The organism is Parvularcula dongshanensis (genome assembly GCF_014199615.1).
Classification (GTDB): Bacteria; Pseudomonadota; Alphaproteobacteria; order Caulobacterales; family Parvularculaceae; genus Parvularcula; species Parvularcula dongshanensis.
Window position 1 is genome coordinate 320,819 of record NZ_JACHOB010000002.1, and the last position, 21,720, is coordinate 342,538.

The following is a 21,720-nucleotide window of genomic DNA, read 5'->3' on the forward strand; positions in this document are numbered from 1 at the left end:
TATATCTAGACGCCTTAGATTGGCACCCCCTGTGTGAAAACTAGACTGTCTACAGTAATTCCGTCGGCGACGTGAGCGCCGCCTGACGCGTCCGCTTCAAGGCGCACCCGGCGCAACATCGGCGTCATGTTCCCAGCCGCAGGAAGAAGCCGCGATGAGAAGGTGGCGAAGTCGTACCCTCGTGCGAACGGGCTGATGATCTGATGATTGAACCTGACAATAACGCCGTCCGCCATGGCTTCCTCCTCGATCGCGTCCGCAAGCGCCGCGTCGTTACTAGCTACGAAGGCGGAGAAGGGCTGGATCGTAACGCTCGGATAAGCGCTCGCGAAGAACGGTGTGATGATAAGTTGTCCTCCAGGACGAAGAACGCGAGCCGCTTCGGTGATGGCGGCAGCGTCCGCACCGCCCATGAAGTGCTCGAATGCGTTGTGGCTGACAACGAGATCGATGCTAGCGTCTTCTAATTCGGACAAGTCCGCCGCGTCGGTGCCGTAGCGAACGATCCCCTCAGTCTTTGCATGAAGACCAGTTGGGAAGCACAAGTCGACCATGATAATCTCAGCCGTAGGCGCGCCGACCCGGGCAACGCGCGCGAACCCGTCATAGGCAGCACCGAGATCAACGACACGACGCGCAGGCAGCGAAGCCAGCGCCGTTATGCTGATATGCCACTCCAGGTACTTGGAGTAGTAGTAGTGCTGGTCGTGCAAGTTCCGCCTCGCAAACTGTTCGGCGACTAGCGGTTCCGCCCGGATCGTTGCCTCCAGGTCGCTAACCTTGATGCGCTCATCGCGCATCGCCAAGCCCGCGCTACGCCACGCGTCTTGGAACGACAGCTTGGACCGAGGCGAAGGCTGCCCAACCCTCGCCGCGACAGATGGCGGGACGTACGGGTTCCAATCGGCAATATCCTGGAGGAAAGCCTTGAGCCCGGCGACGTTGTGCCAGGTGCCCTCCTCAGCGCTCGCACGGAGCGCAGCGAAGATCGCCAGAAGACGATCCGGACGTGTGTCGCCTCTGGCGTTAGTCGCATTCGCTAAGAACGTGCGCATCGAGGCGACGTCTTGGGGGTTGAACGAACTCAACGCAGACCGTCCGGCTCTACCCTGTCGCATTTCTGTGCTCCTCACTGAATCTCATCCTAGCCCAGCGGACGCATCTCTGCCCGTGGGGTAGACCTACGGAACCGATCGGCTATGGGGTTGGAACCTCGCGTTTAGCATCCAACCAACAGGTCGTCATGACAACGGCTAAGATGGCGGCAGCGTCGCTGCTCACCTCATGGGATCGGATCGCCTATCTGGTTTGGCAAGACTTTGTGTCGCCTTACCGCCGCACCGCCTTCTCTGCCTTTTGGGCTGTCGTCAGACCGATCCTGCCGATCTCCGCATTCATATTCCTCCGCATGATTCTTCCCAGCGGAGATGAGGGGGTGCATCCGGTCGTCTACGTGGGTATCGGTACGATCCTATGGTTCTACCTTTCCGAACTTCTGATGTCACCTGTACAGACATTTCGAAGGAAGAGGTCGCTACTCGGGACAACTCAGTTCACGCCCATAGGAATCATCGCAACTGGAGCAGGCGGCGTTCTTCTGGATTTCGCCCTCCGAGCAACCTTCGCACTCCCCTTCGTTCTTTCCTACGGCTCGATAGAACTCGAGAATGTACCTGCGGGGTTGGCCCTAATCGTCACTTCAGGTATTGTTAGTCTTGGTATTGGGATTATTCTTCTGCCTGCTTTTCTCGTCTTTCCCGACCTCTACGAAGCGGCGACGGTTATCCTCAGATATGCAATCTTTTTCAGCCTCGCTGTCTTTCCGCTCGGCCCCGAGACGTCAGACTTGCTGATGAACACAAACCCGTTCGCGCTCATCATCGCTGAAACTCGTGCCTGCTTGTTAGGCAACGGCGTGCCGTTCACGCTTATCGTTACTCTGTGCGCCCTCTCGATTGGCACGACCTACCTCGGCTTCTGGGTGACAGGAGCTCTAGGCTCGGTCCTGAGAGAAGCGGCCTCATGACCACTTTGATTGAGGTTGAGCATGTCCGAAAGCTGTTCGGATTGAGCTTGGCTGCACAGCGTCGTCACAATGCGAGGCGCATCGTTGGCCGCCTAACCGGCAGGTCGATTGAGACCTCCTTCTACGGTTTCACTGCCCTGGATAAAGTTACCTTCAGTGTCTCCCGGGGTGAGGCAGTGGCGATTCTCGGCCGTAATGGTGCAGGTAAGTCGACTCTGCTGCGCATAATAGCCGGCCATGTCTTGCCGGATGCAGGCAGCGCTCTGACGCGCGGCAGAGTCACAGAGCTCTTCGACCTTACGACAGGCTTCGACCCCGCAAGATCGGGGCGAGACAACGTCGCGCTCGTGGGCGTCTTGCGTGGTCTAGACGTCGAAACGGTCCGCGAACGAACAGACGATATTCTATCTTTTAGCGAACTCGGTGAGCGTTTGGACGCACCGTTCGGCAGCTACAGTCAAGGAATGAAACTCCGACTTGGATTCTCCATTGCAGTCCACACTGAGCCGGACATCTTATTAATCGACGAAGTGCTCGGCGTTGGCGATCTTCAATTTAAAAATAAGTGCCTTGGTCGTCTTGAGCGAATGAAACGTCGGACCGCGACGATCTTCGTTACTCATTCGCTCAGCCAGGCCGCAAACTTCTGCGACCGTGCACTCGTGATAGACGGTGGGAAGATTGTCTACGATGGCAGTGTTGATGCGGGGATTGATTACTACGAGAGCATTCAACGCGCTGCGTCTCGTGGCGGGTCGGTGTCCGGCCCCGTGCTCCAGAACACCGAAGCGGTCACGGCAGCATCAGGACGCTGGAGTCGCGACGTATTCGGCTTCGGCAAACCGCTCAGTTTGGATCTGGATATCACCGTCGCGAGACCGCCGGTCGCTTTGGCAGCGTCCGTCCTGTTGTACACCCAGGACGGACAGAAGGTTGCGGACTTTACCGATCCCAGCTCTGGCGCACTGGCTGCGCTCGAACCAGGTCATCCTAAAACGATACACGTAGCCGTAGCCCCCCTCCCCTTAGGCGGAGGCCAATACAAGGCCGTTCTCGCCATTCGGGACGGTGCCGAACTCGTTCACCGGACCCCTCTACCCGATCTCGAGATCGCAAAATCTGGGACCGGGTCTTGGGGCCTCCTCCATCCGAAATCGCGGTGGTCGCTAGTTGAGAACGAGACGGCATGACATCAACGTTTGGCATCACCATTCCGCACGGGCCGCGCTTCGAGCCTCGACTTGCCCACACCTTCGCGTCGTTAGCGGCACAACCCGTTCCGGTGAAGGTTGCGCTATGTGACGCGAGTGATGACCGCAGGGTTCACGTGCTAGCCGATCGCTACGCACCGTTAATCGCCTATAGGCGTCACGGGCCCGACGCGGGGCAGTCCGCTGCGATCAATGAAGGCTGGGAAGCTCTAGATACTGATGTTTTAGGGTGGTTGAACGCCGACGACTGCCTGTCGCCCAACGCACTCGCTACCGTAGCAGCCGCTTTCGTTGCGGAGCCGCAGACCGATGTCTTCTACGGCCAGAGCCTCATCGCGAACGATCAAGGTCACATCATCGGTGTGCATCCTGCAATAAAACCCCCTTCCGATCGTCTTTACCGCGACGATATCATCTCGCAACCGTCCTGCTTCGTCCGGTCGGGAGCGGTTCGCTCGGTAGGTGGCGTTGGTGATAATCTACACTATGTAATGGACTGGGACCTATGGTGTCGCCTCTACGAGGCGGGCGCCCGCTTTACCATGACCAAAGAGGTCCTATCGCTTGTCGTTTGGGCGGCAGACACGAAGACGGCGAACCTCTTTGGACGGCGTTTCTCCGAGATCGACTCGGTTCTGAAAGCTCGCGTCGGACCTGTCGCACGAGCGACGTCCCTTGCAAGCTTTACTAAGTTTCACCTCCTGCAGTACGGCCCCAGGGGCCGCAAAGACCATCAGACCTATAAAGAGCCTTGGAAGGACGTTGTGGACGGGAGCGATGTCATCCGGCTCCCAGTCTTTACTTACAAAGACGACGTCAAGAAGATTCGCGCCGTATTGTCGGAAGCCGGCCCAGTATGCCTGAGCACTCAAGACGAAACCGTCCGAGGAGACGCCCCTTTCGTTGACGCAACTTTGCTCTTGGATCCAGCTTCCGAGAGTGAGGTCGTCCTTACGGCGCCAAACGTTGCTGCTCGTCTGTCGAGTTTGATGCTCATCGACGCAACTGACTGACCCAATTTCCGACGACCGCGAATGTAAAACCTATGGCCAAGGCGGGTCCGAACTGCGCACCGGGGATGCCCTGCAGTCCAGGCAGAGCAGGAAGCATCGCCAGACTCACCGCAAATGTTGGTGCGATGATGCGGCGCCCGGCGTAGAAGGTCACCAACCTACGAACAGGAACAGGAACGGAAACAGGACCTTCAGCTAGCGCGGCCAGATCCCCACCGGCGCCGCGTGGCGGCGACGAGGCTGCGTCCTGCAAGATCACTTCGAAGCGCGCGCGCCGCAAGGCAATGTCATAGGCATCGAGGGCGAACTCTTTCGACGCTTCTCCTTGCTTCTCACGGGCAGCTGGGTTTCGCACCAGCTCTTGCAGCTTGGCTGATACGTCCTTCGGGCTCGTCGCCACCGTTGTACCGGGAGCCGCGAGTAGAGCCCTGATCGTGGCAAAATCGGAAGGTCCGACGCCTAGCACCGCTGCCCCCGATGCGAGACATTCCGGAAGCTTATTCGCCAGCGAGTGCCGTACGTAGGATCGCGCCGGCTCGCCGAAATCGTAAGCGATGACGACGATATCAGCCGTAGCGAGCCACGCCCGGTACGCCGAGGCCGACATGTCCGCCCGGACGACCTTCGTGTAGCGGTAGCGATCGAACGCAGCGCCCTGCTCTCGCAGCCAGTGTTCGCGGGTCCTTATTTCGAAGGTAACGTCTAAGTCGCCTCCTAGCTCTTCGACGGCGTCAGCTATCGTCAGCAACGTTCCGAGCGTCATGTCGGGAGCGAGCCCGCCCGCGTAACGAATGACACAAGCAGCCCGTGACGGACGTTCTTCCCGAACGAAGTCGGCCCAGTCCGACGGAACAATACCGTTGGCTAAAGGCGAGAACTCTCGACCGTACCGTGCTGCGAAATCATCTGCCATTTCCTGGCTGATCACCAGGTTGCGGCTCGCATTGGCAAACAGGACACGCAGCTCTCGATCAACTTTTCGGCCTGCAACGGCATCGGTTCGTTCGAGGCGATCCTGCCAAGTGTCAACGATCCAGGTCACCAAGGGCGCCTTCGTGGCGGCAAGTATGGCGCTGGCGGTTCGGGCGAACGTCGGCTTGTCGGGAACCGGACGGTAGAGAACGACGTCCGGCGAGAACCTTCGAACCGCGCGTAGGACATCGTTCTTGCCCGACGCGATCCTGGTGTCGCCGTCTTGGCTGATGGCGACATCGTTCTGCCCCTCGGCCGACAGCGCTAGAAGGCGATCGGATGGCCAGTCCTCGAACAAGGACGCCTTGAGTTCCCCCGTCGCGGTCCCCTGACCGAACGGAACGGCGTCAAGCACAAGCACACGCGGCGCCGTTTGTTGAGTGCCGCGCCGCTGCCTCTCGGGCATAGTCACCAGCACGTCGTCGTAATTGACCCTCTCGAACACTTCGAGCTTGCCGCCGACCGTTGCGTTTCGGATCGGCCTGCCTGCTGCGTCTGCGACCCGCTTCGCCTCTGCATATGCTTCCAGCATCTTACCGACTTGCGGATCGTGCCAGCGGTATCCCTTTCCGAAATAGTCAGGGTGAAAGTGGTTCGGGTCATCCGACACCATGTCGAGGACGCCGGTCCCATATGCGTCGGATTTCTTCGCGTCGCCAGGAATAGCGTAGCTCGCATCTACACCCACGAGGTAAAGCTCACGAAAACCCAACCAGTGAGCGATCTGCAGGCAGGTGAACGTCACCGTACAGCCGGTGTAGGTTACTCTGTCTGCCTGCGTCGAGAAATCGAAGCCGTCGGGAAAGCTCGGCCGCGGGCGATGATCGAAGAAGATTGTGTCCGGTCCCTCATCCAGACAGTATCGCAAAGAGGCAGGGAATAGCTTGATCGAACCTGTCAGGGCGTTGATTTCTTCGGCCCTATCCTCTGCCACCAGGTGGTCCTCCACGACGTAGAACGTCGGGGTCCAGTCGAGTTCGAGCGCCTTAAGGAAGAAGCCGTTGACGCAGAAGGTCACCTCTCCAGCCAGCTTCGACAGATCGGTCTGATTGAGGCTCGGTCCATTTCCAATAATGAAAGCGCGGGGGCAGCCTTCATACCGGCGCTTGAGCAAGCGAAGCGAGTCGCGATGCTGTTGCAGGCCGGACCGGTATAGGTCCCGAACCCTTCTGAGGCCGTTGATCTGCTCATCCAGAGGCAGCTTGTCCGTCGGCAGGTATATCGGGTCTTGCAGCGGCAACTCCGCCTTAAGTGCTTCGTAGGTCGCGAGTTCTGAGCGCAGCTTGGTTTCCTTGGTCATGTTGGGACGACTAACCTAGGACCTGTCCGCTGCGAAGACGTGGACCAGCGATCGGACTCTTTGCGCCGCGCGGCTCCGCCACGACCGGAAGCGTCGAAATGCTGCGGCACGGCGGTGTGGTGGACGCGCGGCGACTTCGAGAGCGGACGCGTACGAAGGCATCGGCGGCCACCGCTCGCGTAGGGCCACCAGCACGTCCTGCGGCGCCAAAGGGGAACCGTCCGGTGCCCCAAGGCGGACGCGCGCTCCTTGCCGCCTCAGGACGGCGACTAAATCCCACTTCTGATCGAGTTGCTGGGCTAAACTCGCAGCATTGGCCCCGCCGCCGCGAACGACGACCCCCCCAAAATCTTCGTTGGGGTCATCGGGGTCTGCGGCCTCCAGGACATCCCATCGCAAGGCATCCGAAGAACTCGGCAACTGTTCGAGCACCCGCCAGCCGAACCGTTGCGCGAGCCGGCGGCTCGCGATGCCGCGCGGATCCCAAAGGCGGCCGTACCAAGCAGGAGCGAGAGCGCTCAACACCGTTTCGGCGGTTACCCGGTCATGCGGATCCGACCTTTCGGCTGGCGGCTCGCCCGGCGGCATGCAACCTAACCTCGCTACGTCCAGCCGCCCCTCGACGAGCGTAACCTTGGCGGTCTCGAAACGGTCGATAGCCGATGCTTTCGAGCCGTTCAGTACCGTCACGCCGCGCTGATCAAGCGCGCGCGCGGCGCGGCGCCACGCGATCGCATGTGTCCCCCCACCCGGGTTGGGCACGCAGTAGCGATCTCCAACCTGCTGATATTCATCAAAGTAGTAGTTCGGATTCGCCGCCTGACGTTGGATCCGGAGTTCTATCCCCTCTTCGCGCTTAGCTTGCGGAAGCATTTCGACGTAACGGCCGTCGATTCCGAGAAGCACAACCTCTTCGTAGCCCAACTCGGCACCCCACAAGGCAGCATGACTACCAGTCGTCACCGGCCGGCAGCGGGCCAGAATGCCACTTTTTGGAAGATCATCGTAGCACAGCACCTTGTCCGAACGGCGGATCGAAGGCGCAGCGTCGAGCAGGTTTCGACGGAGAAGAAATTGCTCAATGCCCAGCGACCCAGCCTGCTCGACCATATCGGTGATGGCCGACGCGTGGGACAAACCGACGACAAGGTCCAGGCAAGCGTAGTAAGTCGGCCACGACTGTTCCTGTGACCACGCCCGGTAGGCTGCGTTCATGCCGATCCAGCGCTCGCACAGAAGCCCCTCTCGCGGGACGTGGCGCAAGGACGGTCCGTTTCCGACGACGAATACCCGACGTGTCATTTCCGCTTCCTGCCACCCTGCATCCTACAACCAATTTAGTTTTCTACGGTTCAATCCGCTCAGGCCCGCGTTGCCTCGGCAAACCGCCTCGCATAGTGTCCGCGACGGTCCGACCATGAAGGGCAATCCACATGACGAGCGCCAGCGAGCCGGTTGACGTATCGATTATCTTTCGGTCTCTCAACGAGGAGCGTTGGCTCGGCGCCGCGCTTGATGCATGCCGACGTCAAAAGACGGATGGCCTTATTGTCGAAACCATTTTGGTGGACAGTGGCTCGATTGATCGAACGGTCGATATCGCCGAGGCGAATGGCGTGGAGGTCGTGACCATCCCGCAGCATCGCTTTACTTTTGGGCGCAGTCTGAATTGGGGGTGCGAAGCGGCTCGAGGTCGGATCTTCGTCTTCATCTCAAGCCACTGCATCCCGACACATGACCGCTGGCTAGCGAATCTGATTGCGCCGCTGCGCGAAGGACATGCGGCTTACGTGTATGGTCGGCAGGTCGGACACGACACGACGAAGTTTTCCGAGAAGCAGATCTTCGCGAAGTACTTTCCGGAACAAAGCCAGGTTCCGCAGGATGGCTTCTTCTGCAACAACGCGAATGCGGCGATCCTGAAAGAAATATGGGAGAATCATCGGTTTGACGAGCAGTGCACGGGGTTAGAGGACATGGTGCTCGCGAAGCATCTGACCACCATTGGCTACGAGGTCGGCTACGTCGCTGAAGCCCCTGTCTACCACATTCATGACGAGACGCTTCGTCAGACCAGAAATCGGTACTACCGCGAAGCGCTTACCTTACGTGACATCATGCCGAACATCCATGTGGGGCGACGTGACAGCCTTAGGTACTTCGCCGCTGGCGTCTGGCACGACTGGATCGAAGCTCGTCGAGAAAAGCGGCTGCTGAACGAACTACTCAGTACGGTGAAATTCCGCGCTGCGCAGTTCTGGGGCACCTACAAGGGCCACAATGAGAACCGGCGCTTGTCGCGCGCCGAACAGGAGGCCTACTACTATCCACGTGTTGCGACTGGCGAACGCGCCGCCAGTACAGCACAGCTTGATGCTGGTCGCATCGAGGTGCAATCATGAGCCTCGACGTGACAGCCCTCCTACCAATGAAGGCTAACAGCGAGCGGGTTCGCGGTAAGAACTTCCGTCCGATTGCTGGCAAACCGCTCTTCCGTTGGATCCTAGATGCTCTGCTTGAAGAGCCTCGCATCAGCCGGGTCGTGATCAACACCGATGCGTTGTCCGAGCTTGCGGCGGCCGGTTTGGAAGGCGGTTCAGACGAACGCATCGTTCTACGCGAACGGCGGCCTGATCTTCGTGGCGACTTCGTATCGATGAACTTGGTTCTTCAGGACGATGTACACGCTATTGGCGGCGACGCCTACTTCATGACCCACACCACCAATCCCCTTCTTTCGGCCGCCACGATCGGTGACATGATCGATCAGTACGAAGAGGCGCTGGCCACTAAAAGGGCCGATAGTTTGTTCTCGGTCAACCGCTTACAAACACGATTCTATACTGGTGCTGGTACACCGATCAATCACGACCCGAACGATTTGATCCGGACCCAGGACCTCGAACCCTACTTTGAGGAGAACTCCGTTGCCTACCTCTTCAGCCGCGAGAGCTTCGCCAAGACCGGAGCACGCATTGGACTGAAGCCTCTCTTGTACCGTACTCCTCCGTTGGAGTCGGTCGACATTGACGAAAGGTCAGACTGGTACTTAGCGGAAAGCCTTCTACTGCGTGGTCCCGCCCCATCGGAGGCGTTGCTATGAAGCCGCGTGTGCTAGTCACATGTCCGCCCATGCTTCGACTGTTTGAGGAGTTCGGCGATGACTTCGACGCCGCAGGGCTCGAAGGTTGCCCAGGCGACGTGACCCAGGTCCTAAGCGAAGATGAGTTGATCGATCTCCTGCCCGGCTATGACGGCTGGATCATCGGAGACGATCCTGCATCCGAACGCGTCCTAGACGCAGGAGGCAGTCGGCTACGAGCGGCGGTGAAGTGGGGCGTTGGCGTTGATAACGTCGACTTCGCAGCCTTCGAACGTAGAGGCATTCCAATCACGAACACGCCGGGGGTGTTCGGTCGCGAAGTCGCGGACGTCGCGGCAGGTTACGTCCTTGGTCTCGCTCGGTCTCTATACCGGATCGACCGAGAGGTGCGAGCGGGTGGGTGGCCGAAACCTGCTGGCGTGTCTCTATGGAACAAGCGCTGTGGTATCGTCGGATTTGGCGATATCGGGCGCGAGACGGCTCGTCGCTGCTTGGCGTTCGGAATGGAGGTCATTGCTTATGACCCAGCTTTCGTGGCCGTCCCCGACCTCGAAGTACGAGCGGCTGTGTGGCCAGAAGCGATCGAGACGCTCGACTTCTTGATCTTTACTTGCCCTCTGAACGTGCATACGGCCGGCATGTTCAACGATAAAATCGTCGACCGCGTAAAACGGGGACTTTTTGTCGTGAACGTCGCTCGTGGTCCTATTATTCGGGAGCAGGCGCTCCACAGGGGTTTGCAGTCGGGTGCAATCGCAGCAGCGGCTCTAGATGTCTTCGAAACGGAGCCCCTGCCTACTGAGAGTCCGCTACGTACCTACGGCGATTGTATCTTCGGCTCACACAATGGATCAAACACGGTAGACGCCGTTCGGCGCGTAAGCCGAACCGCGATCAAGCATATGGCCGAGTTCCTCAAGAATTGAGTAAGAGTGCCGCGCGGTCGCTCGGCATGCCGATCGTATCGGTTTCGTAGACGAACACGCTTCCGGAGAGAGGCCAACTTTCTAACTGGGCGGCCGATAGATCGCGTCGTGCGCTCGTTACGAAGAGGTGCCTGAAGCCTGGGCCTCCGAATACGGGACAAGTCACATGCGGCGCAGGGACAGCGAGTTCGCATAGATGCTCCCCACCCGGCGAGTAGCAAGCCACGGCCCCCTTCCCCCACAATGCGACCCAAAGACGCCCAAAGCTGTCCGTTACCGCACCGTCGGGCGAGCCGTCCTCGACTTCTACAAAGATTTCCCAGTCGGGTGGGCGATCCGATGACGGATCGAAATGGGCTTGTACGATCGTACCTGTCCCAGAGTCCGCATGATAGACCGTCTTCCCGTCCGGCGACCAGCAAAGACCGTTCGAGATCGCGAGACCTCGACGCATGGTAACGATCGTCCCGTTCCCGTTCAGGCGATAGAGTTTTCCCGACGGGTTGCCCGCAAACGACCCTTCGTGCATGGAACCGGCCCAGAACTGACCGCTCGGATCGACACGCCCGTCGTTCAGCCGGAGGCCGGCTCCTATGTCCGTTGGCCGCGAGATCCAAGCCACGCTCTCTTCTTCGAGGTCCCAAATGCCGAAGCCCTCGTCGAACGCGCACAGAAGGCGATCCTCGGTGCCGTCCAAGAACGCGAATGCGCAGAGGCGATACGGCGTTGAGTAACGTTTGATCCGAAGGTCTGGCCAAGAAGCTCTGCACAGCCGCCTACCGATGATGTCGGCCCACCACACCGTGTTGTCCGTATCGCGCCACAACACGCCTTCCCCCAGCGTATCGCCACTTTCGATCGTGTACACTAGCCGTACGTCAAACAATTACTAGTCCCCCCCCCCGCGCTGGTGCGGCACGCAGTCGAATGTATATCAACCGGTTCGATGCTTCTCGCTAGGGTTTTCAGCCGCGTGCGCATGTGGTCTATCGACTGTCTCTGGAGGGCAGCGGGACGATGGAATGACGAAATCTCTAACGGCCCACTATCCGAGCCTAGCTGCCAAACGGGTCTTCGTCACCGGTGGCGCGACGGGAGTTGGCGGTTCGGCCGTTGAGGCGTTCGCGAGCCAAGGGGCGCTGGTCGGCTTTGTCGACAAGAATGTGCGCGCCGGGGAGGCGTTGTGCGGTCGGGTTCAAGCGGCGACTGGGAACGAACCGTGGTTCGCGCCGGTCGACGTGACAGTCGAGGGCGCCCTAGCGGAGGCGATCCGTACCTTCGCGGAGGATCGCAACGGCCTTGACGTTCTCGTAAACAACGTTGCCAACGATGCCCGGCATGACCCAATGGACGTCACGTTGGAACGGTGGCGCGAGAACTTCAGCGTCAACGTCGATGCTGCGTTCTTCGGCGCACAGGCGGCGTTGAAGCTTATGATACCTGCCGGTGGTGGGGCGATCATCAACATCTCTTCCATCAATGCGCTGCTAGGGTTCCCGAACATGCCGGGATACATTACGGCCAAGTCAGCACTCTTGGGAATGACAAAGGCGCTGGCGAACGAGTACGGGCCTGCAGGAATCCGCGTGAACGCCGTCCTACCAGGTTGGGTGGCCACTGAACGTCAACTCGAGACCTGGCTCACGCCCGAAGCAGAAGCAGAATGGTCAACACGCGTCGCTCTGAAGGGTCGGATAGAACCCAGCGACGTCGCAAACCTAATCCTGTTCCTGAGTTCGAACGACAGTCGGATGATCACAAGCCAGTTCTTTATAATCGATGCAGGACGAACTTGACCGCCAACAGGTACGAGGCGCCATCTCGTGCTCGTCTCTCAGCATAATTATCATTAATTATAATGCAGGGTGTCGCCTGAAACGATGTCTTGCAGCATTGGCGCGGCAAAGCGATCCGCACTTCGAGGTCATCGTTGTAGACAATGCCTCTTCTGATGACTCTCAAGAAGTTGTCAAATCGCCCTTCCGTCTCGTTCGATCGGACGACAATTTGGGCTTTGCGGCAGGATGCAACCTCGGCGTACGGCACGCAGCTAGCGAATGGATAGCTTTCTTGAACCCGGATGCTTACCCGGATGCACGGTGGGTCGCGGAGTTGAGATCGGGAATGGAACGCTTTCCCGGTGTCGATGCGTTTGGTTCGACTCAGCTGACAGCGGGCGTGGAGGACCAGATCGATGGTCTGGGAGACGCCTATTTCGTGGCAGGGCAGCCGTTCCGTGGCGGGTTCGGCCAACGGCGCGTGGGATCTTTTCCGGAAGGAGAGGTCTTTGCGCCTTGCGCCGCTGCAGCTCTATGGCGTCGCAAGACATTCGTTGACTTAGGCGGTTTCGAAGAACGCTTCTTCTGTTACGGCGAGGACGTCGACCTCGGGTACCGACACCGGCTAGCAGGTGGTCGGTGCGTTCAACTCAGGGATGCAATCGTCGCACATGAGGGCTCCGGAATTAGCGGTCGGCACTCAGCGTTCACAGTGTACCACGGTCATCGAAACCGTATTTGGGTATTCCTACGCAATACTCCTCTCCCAATTCTGCTGGTTGCCTTCCCAGCACACATTCTGCTCAACTTGCTACTCGTCTTTCAAACCGCACGTCACGGTCAGGGAAACGCCTACCTGCGTGCCGTCCGCGACGCAGTTCGCGGCGCTGATCCCTTCCTCTCGGAGCGTAGAACGCTTCATGCAGATGCAGTACCGTGGTGGCGAGTTGCACGCGCACTTACGTGGTCGCCTCTAGCCGTCCTACGACGCTCTCCCAAGGTCTGGAACAACGCAAGCGTGCAGTTCGAGCAGCGTACGCCAGCACGAAGTTAGACGTCGTTTTGGTACGGGTGGTCGGGTTCGAACCGACACTCTGTCACCAGAACCGGATTTTGAGTCCGGCGCGTCTACCAATTCCGCCACACCCGCGAGGCGATCATCGTTTAACCGAACGTCACGCCTTGTCGATAGGGGTGTTGTAGGCAGATCGCTGCGGCGCCGCTAAGGCGGGCCGGTGACAAGGAACGATGACGACATGCTCTCGACCGACGCGGCGCGATCTGACGAAGACGAGGCGCCCGCCGGGGCAGGTGAGCCTGAGGACGTCACCGCCCTGATCCTTCTGACGCTCGACAAGGCGGCCGCCGTCGAGGGGAAGGCCGACGTCTCGCTCGGCCGCGTGCTCGACAGCCTCGACGAACGCGGCTTCGGCCTCCTCCTTCTGGTCCTGGCCCTACCCTGCTGCATTCCCTTCCTCTGGGGCATTCCGCAGGTCGTCTCGCTGCCCATGCTCGCGGTCGCCTTCCAAATCGCGCGCGGCGCCCATAGGCCCTGGCTGCCCGCTTCGCTGCGGGCACGCCGCTTCTCGGTCGAGCGGATGAAAGCGTCCGTTACCCGCGTTCACCGCTACATCGGGTGGATCGAGCGCCTCGCGAGACCCCGGCTTTCCGCCGTGGTCGAGGGCGCCGGGCTCAGGATCGTCGGCGCGCTGCTTCTGGTCCCCACGATCTCAATCCTCATGCCGTTTCCGGGGTCGAACACGGCCCCCGGCATCGGGGTCGCGATCGTCTCGGTCGGCCTTCTCGAGAAGGACGGCCTTTTGACCCTCGCCGGGCTCGTCTTCGGCCTCGCCTGGGTCGTCTTCCTGGTCACGATCTTCGTCCTCCTCGGGGCGGAGGCGACTTCCATCGTCAAGGAGTTCACGCGTGGCCTCGTCTCGGGCACCTTCGGGGGATGAGGGTGACGAGCGGCCGCGCGACGCTTGGGCACCTTTCGCGCGAGGAGCGCGCTCGGCAGCGTGCCGCCATGGCCGCCTCGACGCCCCTGACCCCGATGCGTGCTCTCGGCATCGCCACCCTCGCCAGCGGGGCGCTCCTCGCCGGCGCGCACGCCTTCGAGCGCTTCGGCGGCCTTGCCCCTTGCGCGCTTTGCCTTGAGCAGCGCGAGGTCCACTGGGCTGCTCTCACCGTCGCAGGCGTCATGCTGTTCTTCGCGAGGGCGGGGGCGGCCAAGGTCGTCGCTGCCGGGCTCGGCGCGCTCTGCGTGGTCTACCTCTTCTCCACCGGGCTCGCAGCCTACCACGCTGGGGTCGAGTGGGGATTCTGGAAAGGGCCTTCCGGTTGCGCCGCGACGGGTTTGGGGGACGGACCGAGCGTTGGGGATCTTCTCTCCGGGCTTGATGCGCCGGGCCCGAGAGGCCCCGCTTGCTCCGAAGCGGCCTGGCGCCTCGGTGGCGTGTCGATGGCGGGCTACAACGTGCTCGCCTCGGCCTCGCTCGCGGCGGTGTGCCTGCTCGCCTGCGTCGCGTTTGCGCGGCGCCTTTACGCACGCCCCCTCGCCGCCTAGCTCTTCGCCATGTTGCTACGTCGCCGCACCGCCGAGATGCTCCGCGTCGACCACGCCGGAGAGTACGGTGCGGTCGCGATCTATCAGGGCCAAAGAGCCGTCTTCGAACGCCTGCCGCACAAGGCGCGGATGACTGCCCTTCTGCAGGAGATGGAAGAAGGCGAGCAGCATCACCTCGCTGCCTTTGACGGCCTTTTGAACGAGCGCCGGGTCCGCCCCACCCTCCTCGCCCCCTTGTGGAACGCCGCCGGCTTCGCGCTCGGCGCGGGCACCGCGCTCCTGGGCGAGAAGGCTGCCATGGCCTGCACCAGCGCGGTCGAAAGCGTGATCGAGGGCCACTACAAAGAGCAGGCGGACGAGCTCGGCGACCAGGAGCCCGAGCTGCGCGGCACCTTCCTTCAGTTCCGCGAGGACGAGCTCGGCCACCACGATACGGCGATCGCCGAGGGTGCAGAGCAGGCGCCGGGCTACCGGCTCCTGAGCGCCGCTATCAAGGCGGGATGCCGAGCGGCGATCCGGGTGACGACGAAGGTCTAGGCCTTTAGCGCGGCGGGACTTGAAACCCGCGGGCTTCGCCGCTATCGCCCGCGCTCATTTTTTGTCACGAGGCTGGCCGCGTGTTCCGCGGCGCCCGAACCTGCCGAGGCTGTCATGGCGACCGAAGCCACCGTTTTCGACTGTGAACTGCGCAAGCGCGCCGGGACCGGCGGCAGCCGTGCCGTGCGCCGTGACGGCTGGGTGCCGGCCGTCCTCTACGGCGGCGGCGAGGGCCCGGCCAACATCAAGCTGCGCTACAACCAGGTCCTGAAGGCCTATCAGACCGGCCGCCTGATCGACGTGCTCTCCAAGATCAGCGTCGACGGCAAGGAGCAGCAGGTCATCGGCAAGGAGATCCAGGTCGATCCGGTCAAGGACCTGCCGATGCATGTCGACATGATGCGTGTCGACGCCCGGACCCGCGTGACGGTCGCGGTTCCCGTCCACTTCGTCGGCGACGAGACTTCGCCCGGCCTCAAGTCGGGCGGTACGCTCAACGTCGTCCGCCACGAGATCGAGGTCGAGGCGCCCGCGACCGAGATCCCCGAGTTCTTCGAAGTGGACCTCGCCGCCGCCGAGATCGGCGACGTCATCCACGTCTCGACCGTCAGCCTGCCCAAGGGCGTCGAGCTGACGATCACCGATCGCGACTTCACCATCGCGACGATCATCGCGCCGCGCGCCGTCACGGCCGCCGACGACGAGGACGAGACGCCGGACACGCAAGTGACCGAAGGCCCTGCAGGCGCCGAGATTGAAGGCGACGAAGAGTAAGCCTCTCCTTCTCGCCTTTCTTTCAAGCGCCCCGCGAGCCGCCCTCGCGGGGCGCTTCGCGTTTCAGGCCTTGCGACCGTTTCCCCCACGCGGCGAACCACCTCGAAGGCAGCCTGTTCGCTCGCCTGGAAAGGAAACGAGCATGTCCAAGACCTACAACAAGGGGACCAAGGTGTCCTGGAGCTGGGGCAACGGCACGGCGACCGGCAAGGTCGAGAAGAGCAACACCGAGAAGGTGACCCGCAAGATCGACGGCAAGGATATCACCCGCAATGCCGACGAGGACAACCCAGCCTACTACGTGAAGCAGGACGACGGGGGCGCGGCGCTCAAGAGCCACTCCGAGCTGAACAAGGCCTGACCGTCATCCGGTTGTCAGCGGCGGGAGCGCGGCGCACAAAGGGCCCCCGTCACGCCTGAGGTTCTATGTCCGCGCCCTCCTCGCGCCGAACGCTCGCCCGCATCCTCGCCACCGGCCTTCACACGCCGGAGGCGCGGGTCACCAATGAGGAGCTGGTCGGAGCCTACAATGCCTGGGTCCAGCGGTGGAACGCCGCGCATCCCGACGATCCGCGCGAGGAGAGCTCGGCGGCCTTCATTGAGAAGGCATCGGGCATCAAAGCGCGGCACGTCCTCGACCGGCAGGGCATGCTCGACCCCGAGCGGATGCGGCCCGTCTTGCCAGTCCGCCGCGATGACGAGCTTTCGATCATGGCCGAACTCGGCGTCCTCGCGGCGAAGGACGCGATGGCGCGGAGCGGAATCGAGCCGTCGTCCATCGACGCGGTGATCTGCGCCGCCTCGAACATGCAGCGGCCCTACCCCGCCCTCGCCGTCGAGATCCAGGACGCGTTGGGGATCGAGGGCTTCGCCTTCGACATGAACGTCGCCTGCGCGTCGGCCGCCTTCGGCATCCAGACGGCGATCGGGCTTCTTTCGACCGGGGCGCGGCGGGTCCTGATGGTGAACCCCGAGATCTGCACCGCGCACATCAACTTCCGCGACCGGGACGGCCACTTCATCTTCGGCGACGTCGCGACCGCGGTTATCGTCGGCGGGCCGCCGGACGAGAGCGAAGCGCCCCTCTTCGACGTGCTCGACACCCGGCTGAAGACCGTGTTCTCGAACAACATCCGCAACAATATGGGCTTCCTCGACCCCGCCACGGACAGCGTGATCGACTGGCAGGATCCCGGCACGGACAAGCTCTTCAAGCAGCGCGGGCGGTCGGTGTTCAAAGAGGTCGTGCCCATGGTCGGCGCGATGATCTCCGAGCACCTCGCCGACAACGGCGTCGAGGCGTCCGAGGTCTCGCGGCTCTGGCTGCACCAGGCGAACCTCTCGATGAACCAGCTGATCGCGAAGAAGGTGCTCGGCCACGAGGCGAGCGAGGAGGAGGCGCCAGTGGTGCTCGACGAGTACGCGAACACGTCGTCTGCCGGCTCGATCATCGCCTTCCACCTGCACCATGCGGACCTTTCGCCCGGTGAGATCGGCGTGATCTCGGGCTTCGGCGCGGGGTACTCCGCCGGCTCCGTCATCGTTCGGGCGGTCTGAGCGTGGCCGGACCGGACGCGCATACCTACGAGCCGAAGAACGGGCATGGGCTTCGGCACGATCCCTTCAACTCGATCGTCGCGCCGCGCCCCATCGGCTGGGTCTCGACCTGCGACGGCGAGGGCCGGGCGAACCTCGCGCCCTACAGCTTCTTCAATGCCCTCGCCTACACGCCGCCGACGATCGGCTTTTCGAGCTCTGGCCGGAAGGACAGCCTGGAGAACGCCGAGGCGACGGGGCAGTTCGTTTGGAACCTCGCGACGCGCGCTCTCGGTGCGGCGATGAACGCGACCGCTGCCGCCGTCGCCCAAGGCGCCAGCGAGTTCGAGCTCGCAGGGCTGACGCCCGCGAAGAGCCGCCTCGTCGCGGCGCCGCGCGTCCTCGAAAGCCCCGTCAACTTCGAGTGCGTCGTCACGGACATCGTCCGGCTTCGGACCAAGGAGGGCGAAGACATGCCCAACTGGTTCGTCATCGGCGAGGTCGTCATGGTCCATATCGACCCGGCACTCGTTGCGACAGGCGTCTTCGAGACCGAGAAGGCGGACCCCATCATGCGCGGCGGCGGGCCGACGGCCTACTTCGCGCTCGGCGACCGGATCGACATGGCTCGGCCCGAAACGCCTGACGGCCTCCGCCGCTAGAGCTTCGCCCATGTCCCAGACACCGCCGCCGCGCGCCTGGCAGCGCATGCTCTCAGGAAGAAGGCTCGACATCCTCGACCCCTCGCCGCTCGACGTCGAGATCGAGGACATCGCCCACGGCCTCGCCCGCGTCGCCCGCTGGAACGGGCAGACGACGGGCCCCCTGCCCTTCAACGTCGCTCATCACTCGGTCATCGTCACCGACCTCTGCGCGGCGCGAAACCCGAATTGGCCGAAGGAGCACCTCCTCGCCGCCCTCCTCCACGACGCGCCCGAATACGTCATCGGCGACATGATCAGCCCGTTCAAAGCAGCGCTCGGGGCGAGGTACCGCGAGGTCGAGCACGGCCTTCAGCGAGCGGTGCACCTGCGCTTCGGCCTGCCGCCCGAGCTGCCCGAGAAGGTCGGCAAGCAGATCAAGCGCGCCGACCGCATCTGCGCCTACTTCGAGGCGGTCCAGATCGCAGGCTTCGGCGTCTCGGAGAGCCGCAAGCTCTTCGGCGATCCGCGGCCCCACGCGCTGACGATCGAGGCTTTGGACGCGGAGGCGAGCCAGGCGCTGTACCTCGAGCGGTTCGAGAGCTTGGCTGGGTGACGCGCAAGCGCCGTCGTCCGCTAAGCGGCGATACGATGGTCCGGGGTGTCCCGCGCGCGGCCCGCCGCAGCGAAGGGTTGAGTAAGGTTTGCTGCGGCGTGAAGGGTCCCACACCGTAGCCTGACGCGCGGCACGGGACCCTCCACGCCCCTCGGCGCGATCCGCCGGGGCCGTTCTTCAGCTCGCCCGGCGCGTGTCTGGCCCGATACGGCGGGATGCATTCCATCACCCAGGCCGACCGGCACGTGGTCCCGCAGCGGCAGGCAGAGCAGGCGTCAGCTGTCCGCCCCGCCCCGGCCCTGCCGCGACGAGACAAGAGTGCCATAGGCTAAGAACACGGGGACAAGTTCGCCGCTGGGATCACCTCTCCCGCTTGCGGGAGAGGTCGAAGGCCGCGTCAGCGGGCTTCGGGTGAGGGCCAGCGGCGGTGACGCCTGGCACGACCCTCGCTTCCCCTCACCCCAAATCAAAGATTTGGACCTCTCCCAGAGGGAGAGGTGGCGGCACGCTTCCGCGAGCCGCCCTACGCCGAGACGCCTAGCTGCTTCTCGATGGCTTCGCGGTAGCCGCGTCCGACGGGGACGTCCTGGCCGTCCGTCAGCACGGCGCGGAGGCCGCCGTTCCCGTCAGGATGCAGGGCGGTGACGGCATAGCTCGGCACGAGCCAGGAACGGTGGACGCGCAGCATGGGCTGGCCTGCGCCTTCGAGGGTCTTCGCGAGCGCGGCGAGCGTGGAGCGCACGAGGATCGGTGGGCCGCCCGTGCTGACCTCGACGTAGTTGCCCGCGGCGCGCGCCCAGGCGACGTCGAGCGGCTCGACCAGCACCGTCGTCGCGCCGCAGCGCAGGGCGACCTTCGTGGCGGGGCGAGGCGGCGGCGCTTCGGGATCGCGCCGCGCCTCGCTGCCTCTGAGCACCGCCGTCATGACGTAGGCCAGGATCAGGTAGCCGACGGCGTCCTTCCTGTACTCGTAGAGAAGCTCGGTGACCGGATCGCCGAAGAAGCGGTAGCGATGGCCGAGGAGGCTCGGGGCGAGCAGCGTCCGCAAGAGGACCATGCCCGCGACGTGCGCGAGCGAGTAGGGAACCGTCGCGAGCGCGTGGACGGCGAGGCTGCGTCGCCAGCCGGGGCCTAAGAGCGGCCACCGCCTGATGAGCGCGAAGAGGACGGGCAGGAGCGCGATCACCACGACCGCGCTCGTCCCTTCCCAAAGCCAGGGAGCAAGCCCCGCGACCTCGCCGCGCCGCATCGCCTCGGTCTGGACGCTGAGGGCGTTCACGACGCCCGCGACGCAGGCGATCAGGCTGCAGACGAGGAACGCGCTGGCCTCGGCGGAGAGGCGCGGGCGTCCGTCCCCGGGCGCCGCGTTTCGTCCCGCCGCCGTCCCTTCGGCCCGCGTCCCGTCACTTCGCGCTTCTGGCGCGAGGCGGTCCGGCGCAGGCCGGCGACGTGATCTGGAGAGCACCATGTCCCTGACCGTCCCCTCCGCCCGTCCTTCGCGCGCCGCTGCGGCGCCTCCGGGCCGCCGATACGACCTCGACGCGGTGCGGGTCGGCGCGTTCGGCCTCCTCATCCTCTACCACGTCGGCATGTTCTACGTGACCTGGGACTGGCACGTGAAGAGCCCTTACGCCTCGGCCGCGGCCGAGCCCCTCATGCGGCTCGTCAACCCGTGGCGCCTGGCGATCCTGTTCTTCGTCTCGGGTGTGGCGGTCCGCTTCGCGACCGACAAGGCGTCCTCGCGGGGACGGTTCGCCGCCAGCCGCCTCTTGCGCCTCGGCCTGCCGATCCTGGTCGGCATGCTGGTGACGGTGGCGCCGCAGACCTACTTCGAGCTGCGCCAGGACGGGGCGATCCCGCCGGACTTCGGCGCGTTCTACGCGCGCTACCTGTCGGGCGACCTGCCGCTTCTGACGCCGACCTGGAACCACCTTTGGTACCTTGTCTACCTCTTGGTCTACGTCCTCCTCCTGCTGCCGGTCCTGCCCCTCCTTCGGCGGCTCGCGGCGCGCGAGGCGCTCGGCCGTCTGCTCGGCGGCCCCTGGCGCCTTCTCCTCCTCGTGCCGCTGCCCTTCATCCTCTTCGAGCTGACGCTCTCGGAACGCTTCCCGACGACGCATGCGCTCGTCGACGACTGGGGGAACCACGCGCACCGGCTGACGATCTTCCTCCTCGGCGTCCTCGCCGCGAAGGACGAGCGGTTCTGGGGAAGCGTCGACCGCGCCCTGCCCGCCGCGGCCGCGATCGCGATTCTCCTCGTGCCGGCCCGGCTCTTCGCGCAGCCGCTCTACGACGCGCTGACGAGCCATGACCTCGGCGACGGCGCGTGGACGGTCGGCTACGTCCTCTACGCCTGGTCGGTCATCGTCGCGCTTCTGGGCTTTGCACGCCGGGCGGTGCGCGGACCGTCCGCCGCCCTCGCCTACGCGAACGGCGCGGTCTTCTGCTGGTACGTCCTGCACCAGACGATCATCGTCGCCGTCGGCTACGCGCTCGCGCCGATGCGCCTGGGGGCCTGGCCCGAGGCGATCCTCGTGATCCTTGCCACCGTGATCGGATGCCTTGCAGGCTACGAGCTGCTGCGGCGCGTCCCCGGCGTGCGGATCGCCTTCGGAATCAAAGAGGGGCGCCGACGATCCTCCTCGCAGGCCGCCCCGCAGGGCTCGGGACGCACCGCGCCGACGCCGCGTTGACGCGTCGAGGCTTAGGACAGGCCGGCCG

At 63.1% G+C, this 21,720-nt stretch carries 22 protein-coding genes and 1 tRNA gene; 17 read left to right on the plus strand and 6 right to left on the minus strand.

The window, feature by feature from the left end:
• Positions 1-14: 14 nt before the first annotated feature.
• On the minus strand, positions 15-1,055 hold the full coding sequence (locus tag GGQ59_RS07265) for a methyltransferase domain-containing protein (RefSeq protein WP_183817119.1): 1,041 nt from the start codon (positions 1,053-1,055) through the stop codon (positions 15-17).
• Between the two features lie 188 nt (positions 1,056-1,243).
• Between GGQ59_RS07265 and GGQ59_RS07270 the strand changes: the two genes are divergently transcribed.
• From GGQ59_RS07270 to GGQ59_RS07280, 3 genes are read left to right on the plus strand one after another with little or no spacing between them, the layout of a single operon-like run.
• On the plus strand, positions 1,244-2,026 hold the full coding sequence (locus GGQ59_RS07270; RefSeq protein ID WP_183817120.1) for an ABC transporter permease: 783 nt from the start codon (positions 1,244-1,246) through the stop codon (positions 2,024-2,026).
• The gene (locus GGQ59_RS07275; protein WP_183817121.1) at positions 2,023-3,216 is read left to right on the plus strand and encodes an ABC transporter ATP-binding protein; all 1,194 of its coding nucleotides are present in this window, start codon (positions 2,023-2,025) and stop codon (positions 3,214-3,216) included. The genes GGQ59_RS07270 and GGQ59_RS07275 overlap by 4 nt, the downstream gene beginning before the upstream one ends.
• On the plus strand, positions 3,213-4,250 hold the full coding sequence (locus GGQ59_RS07280; RefSeq protein WP_183817122.1) for a glycosyltransferase: 1,038 nt from the start codon (positions 3,213-3,215) through the stop codon (positions 4,248-4,250). Before GGQ59_RS07275 ends, GGQ59_RS07280 begins: the two co-directional genes overlap by 4 nt.
• Here the strand turns inward: GGQ59_RS07280 and GGQ59_RS07285 are convergent.
• Positions 4,231-6,522 carry a 6-hydroxymethylpterin diphosphokinase MptE-like protein gene (locus tag GGQ59_RS07285; RefSeq protein WP_183817123.1) on the minus strand — a complete coding sequence of 764 codons (2,292 nt, stop codon included), beginning with the start codon at positions 6,520-6,522 and terminating at the stop codon, positions 4,231-4,233. The genes GGQ59_RS07280 and GGQ59_RS07285 overlap by 20 nt on opposite strands.
• Positions 6,523-6,537: 15 nt before the next feature.
• A complete protein-coding gene (locus tag GGQ59_RS07290) occupies positions 6,538-7,737 on the minus strand; it encodes a hypothetical protein (protein ID WP_183817124.1) in 1,200 nt (399 codons plus the stop codon).
• A gap of 218 nt (positions 7,738-7,955) precedes the next feature.
• On the opposite strand from GGQ59_RS07290, the gene GGQ59_RS07295 reads away from it, so the two are divergent.
• Genes GGQ59_RS07295 through GGQ59_RS07305 form a run of 3 tightly spaced genes read left to right on the plus strand, consistent with a single transcriptional unit; the run spans position 7,956 to position 10,551 of the window.
• A complete protein-coding gene (locus GGQ59_RS07295) occupies positions 7,956-8,924 on the plus strand; it encodes a glycosyltransferase family 2 protein (RefSeq protein WP_183817125.1) in 969 nt (322 codons plus the stop codon).
• Entirely contained in the window at positions 8,921-9,625 is a 705-nt protein-coding gene (locus tag GGQ59_RS07300) for an acylneuraminate cytidylyltransferase family protein (protein ID WP_221400923.1), read from the plus strand. The genes GGQ59_RS07295 and GGQ59_RS07300 overlap by 4 nt, the downstream gene beginning before the upstream one ends.
• Before the next feature lie 29 nt (positions 9,626-9,654).
• Complete coding sequence (locus tag GGQ59_RS07305) at positions 9,655-10,551, plus strand: phosphoglycerate dehydrogenase (RefSeq protein WP_183817126.1); 897 nt, start codon at positions 9,655-9,657, stop codon at positions 10,549-10,551.
• On the opposite strand, the gene GGQ59_RS07310 is transcribed toward GGQ59_RS07305, so the two are convergent.
• Positions 10,541-11,419, minus strand: a complete 879-nt coding sequence (locus GGQ59_RS07310; protein WP_183817127.1) for an SMP-30/gluconolactonase/LRE family protein — start codon at positions 11,417-11,419, stop codon at positions 10,541-10,543. The two genes, GGQ59_RS07305 and GGQ59_RS07310, sit on opposite strands and share 11 nt — an antisense overlap.
• A 154-nt stretch (positions 11,420-11,573) precedes the next feature.
• Between GGQ59_RS07310 and GGQ59_RS07315 the strand changes: the two genes are divergently transcribed.
• Positions 11,574-12,347 carry an SDR family NAD(P)-dependent oxidoreductase gene (locus GGQ59_RS07315; protein WP_183817128.1) on the plus strand — a complete coding sequence of 258 codons (774 nt, stop codon included), beginning with the start codon at positions 11,574-11,576 and terminating at the stop codon, positions 12,345-12,347.
• Positions 12,331-13,383, plus strand: coding sequence for a glycosyltransferase family 2 protein (locus GGQ59_RS15555; protein ID WP_183817129.1), 1,053 nt, complete (start codon positions 12,331-12,333; stop codon positions 13,381-13,383). The genes GGQ59_RS07315 and GGQ59_RS15555 overlap by 17 nt, the downstream gene beginning before the upstream one ends.
• A gap of 9 nt (positions 13,384-13,392) precedes the next feature.
• On the opposite strand, the gene GGQ59_RS07325 is transcribed toward GGQ59_RS15555, so the two are convergent.
• Positions 13,393-13,479, minus strand: a tRNA-Leu gene (locus GGQ59_RS07325).
• A gap of 85 nt (positions 13,480-13,564) precedes the next feature.
• Between GGQ59_RS07325 and GGQ59_RS07330 the strand changes: the two genes are divergently transcribed.
• The 8 genes from GGQ59_RS07330 to GGQ59_RS07365 all read left to right on the plus strand — a co-directional run bounded on the left by GGQ59_RS07330 (position 13,565) and on the right by GGQ59_RS07365 (position 18,999).
• Positions 13,565-14,287, plus strand: a complete 723-nt coding sequence (locus GGQ59_RS07330; RefSeq protein WP_183817130.1) for an exopolysaccharide biosynthesis protein — start codon at positions 13,565-13,567, stop codon at positions 14,285-14,287.
• Between the two features lie 2 nt (positions 14,288-14,289).
• Entirely contained in the window at positions 14,290-14,895 is a 606-nt protein-coding gene (locus tag GGQ59_RS07335) for a disulfide bond formation protein B (RefSeq protein WP_221400924.1), read from the plus strand.
• Positions 14,896-14,904: 9 nt separating this feature from the next.
• A complete protein-coding gene (locus GGQ59_RS07340; protein WP_183817131.1) occupies positions 14,905-15,432 on the plus strand; it encodes a demethoxyubiquinone hydroxylase family protein in 528 nt (175 codons plus the stop codon).
• A gap of 114 nt (positions 15,433-15,546) precedes the next feature.
• Entirely contained in the window at positions 15,547-16,206 is a 660-nt protein-coding gene (locus GGQ59_RS07345) for a 50S ribosomal protein L25/general stress protein Ctc (protein ID WP_183817132.1), read from the plus strand.
• A 142-nt stretch (positions 16,207-16,348) separates the two neighbouring features.
• Positions 16,349-16,567: a hypervirulence associated TUDOR domain-containing protein gene (locus GGQ59_RS07350; RefSeq protein ID WP_183817133.1), complete on the plus strand. Its 219-nt coding sequence runs from the start codon at positions 16,349-16,351 to the stop codon at positions 16,565-16,567.
• A gap of 65 nt (positions 16,568-16,632) precedes the next feature.
• Complete coding sequence (locus GGQ59_RS07355; RefSeq protein WP_183817134.1) at positions 16,633-17,763, plus strand: beta-ketoacyl-ACP synthase III; 1,131 nt, start codon at positions 16,633-16,635, stop codon at positions 17,761-17,763.
• Positions 17,764-17,765: 2 nt separating this feature from the next.
• The gene (locus tag GGQ59_RS07360; RefSeq protein ID WP_183817135.1) at positions 17,766-18,404 is read left to right on the plus strand and encodes a flavin reductase; all 639 of its coding nucleotides are present in this window, start codon (positions 17,766-17,768) and stop codon (positions 18,402-18,404) included.
• 10 nt (positions 18,405-18,414) lie between these two features.
• Positions 18,415-18,999 carry a YfbR-like 5'-deoxynucleotidase gene (locus GGQ59_RS07365; protein ID WP_183817136.1) on the plus strand — a complete coding sequence of 195 codons (585 nt, stop codon included), beginning with the start codon at positions 18,415-18,417 and terminating at the stop codon, positions 18,997-18,999.
• A gap of 523 nt (positions 19,000-19,522) precedes the next feature.
• On the opposite strand, the gene GGQ59_RS07370 is transcribed toward GGQ59_RS07365, so the two are convergent.
• Positions 19,523-20,467: a LytR/AlgR family response regulator transcription factor gene (locus GGQ59_RS07370; RefSeq protein WP_183817137.1), complete on the minus strand. Its 945-nt coding sequence runs from the start codon at positions 20,465-20,467 to the stop codon at positions 19,523-19,525.
• Between GGQ59_RS07370 and GGQ59_RS07375 the strand changes: the two genes are divergently transcribed.
• Positions 20,466-21,692: an acyltransferase family protein gene (locus tag GGQ59_RS07375; protein WP_183817138.1), complete on the plus strand. Its 1,227-nt coding sequence runs from the start codon at positions 20,466-20,468 to the stop codon at positions 21,690-21,692. The genes GGQ59_RS07370 and GGQ59_RS07375 overlap by 2 nt on opposite strands.
• Positions 21,693-21,720 lie beyond the last annotated feature (28 nt).

Coding starts and splice junctions, on each gene's coding strand:
- GGQ59_RS15555 (WP_183817129.1), top strand. CDS start 12,331: ATGCAGGACGAACTTGACCGCCAACAGGTACGAGGCGCCATCTCGTGC.
- GGQ59_RS07300 (WP_221400923.1), top strand. CDS start 8,921: ATGAGCCTCGACGTGACAGCCCTCCTACCAATGAAGGCTAACAGCGAG.
- GGQ59_RS07350 (WP_183817133.1), top strand. CDS start 16,349: ATGTCCAAGACCTACAACAAGGGGACCAAGGTGTCCTGGAGCTGGGGC.
- GGQ59_RS07365 (WP_183817136.1), top strand. CDS start 18,415: ATGTCCCAGACACCGCCGCCGCGCGCCTGGCAGCGCATGCTCTCAGGA.
- GGQ59_RS07375 (WP_183817138.1), top strand. CDS start 20,466: ATGTCCCTGACCGTCCCCTCCGCCCGTCCTTCGCGCGCCGCTGCGGCG.
- GGQ59_RS07290 (WP_183817124.1), bottom strand. CDS start 7,737: ATGAACGCAGCCTACCGGGCGTGGTCACAGGAACAGTCGTGGCCGACT.
- GGQ59_RS07370 (WP_183817137.1), bottom strand. CDS start 20,467: ATGGTGCTCTCCAGATCACGTCGCCGGCCTGCGCCGGACCGCCTCGCG.
- GGQ59_RS07295 (WP_183817125.1), top strand. CDS start 7,956: ATGACGAGCGCCAGCGAGCCGGTTGACGTATCGATTATCTTTCGGTCT.
- GGQ59_RS07285 (WP_183817123.1), bottom strand. CDS start 6,522: ATGACCAAGGAAACCAAGCTGCGCTCAGAACTCGCGACCTACGAAGCA.
- GGQ59_RS07265 (WP_183817119.1), bottom strand. CDS start 1,055: ATGCGCACGTTCTTAGCGAATGCGACTAACGCCAGAGGCGACACACGT.
- GGQ59_RS07270 (WP_183817120.1), top strand. CDS start 1,244: ATGACAACGGCTAAGATGGCGGCAGCGTCGCTGCTCACCTCATGGGAT.
- GGQ59_RS07305 (WP_183817126.1), top strand. CDS start 9,655: ATGCTTCGACTGTTTGAGGAGTTCGGCGATGACTTCGACGCCGCAGGG.
- GGQ59_RS07340 (WP_183817131.1), top strand. CDS start 14,905: ATGTTGCTACGTCGCCGCACCGCCGAGATGCTCCGCGTCGACCACGCC.
- GGQ59_RS07275 (WP_183817121.1), top strand. CDS start 2,023: ATGACCACTTTGATTGAGGTTGAGCATGTCCGAAAGCTGTTCGGATTG.
- GGQ59_RS07315 (WP_183817128.1), top strand. CDS start 11,574: ATGACGAAATCTCTAACGGCCCACTATCCGAGCCTAGCTGCCAAACGG.
- GGQ59_RS07345 (WP_183817132.1), top strand. CDS start 15,547: ATGGCGACCGAAGCCACCGTTTTCGACTGTGAACTGCGCAAGCGCGCC.
- GGQ59_RS07355 (WP_183817134.1), top strand. CDS start 16,633: ATGTCCGCGCCCTCCTCGCGCCGAACGCTCGCCCGCATCCTCGCCACC.
- GGQ59_RS07280 (WP_183817122.1), top strand. CDS start 3,213: ATGACATCAACGTTTGGCATCACCATTCCGCACGGGCCGCGCTTCGAG.